Here is a 470-nt window from a genome sequence, read left to right on the forward strand (position 1 = left end):
TCCGCAAGCTCGCCATCAACATCCTGCAGGCTACCCCAGGACCTGCTCGCATCAGCCACAAAATGCTCCAGGCCAGATGGAACAACGACTTCCTTCTCTGCGCCCTCGCCCATATGCGATAGCCCTACCCAGCCCCTGGGTGGAGCGAGTCTCCATCCGTGCAACGTCTGCCCTTCGCTGGTCGTGATGCGCTCGAAATGCCACAGCCGGTCACGCGCCGTGTCACGGTCCACGCCCATCTGCTCGGCCAGCTTCTCGATAATGCGCCCGCGCGCGGCAAATGTCGGCTTCGGCGCGGTAATAGCCTGAATGCTTTCGAATCAAATTCCGGTCAGGGCGTGAATCCAGGTAAGGTGCCCCGGCGCGGCCATCTGCACTCCGCGCCGGGGCGGTGCTCCCTCTCGGCCGACCGGGACGAGCGAATGAAGTCGATCAGCAAAGAGGTCGCACGTCAGAAGAGCACGCAAAGC

The 470-nt window shown here is 62.8% G+C and carries 1 protein-coding gene; it reads left to right on the plus strand.

All coding sequences use genetic code 11. The annotated features are described in order from the left end of the window. Window positions 1-158: 158 nt before the first annotated feature. On the plus strand, window positions 159-470 hold a 312-nt coding region (locus I6F35_RS39660), incomplete at its 3' end, for a hypothetical protein (protein ID WP_225122973.1).

It is taken from the genome of Bradyrhizobium sp. BRP22 (assembly GCF_020194175.1).
GTDB lineage: Bacteria > Pseudomonadota > Alphaproteobacteria > Rhizobiales > Xanthobacteraceae > Bradyrhizobium.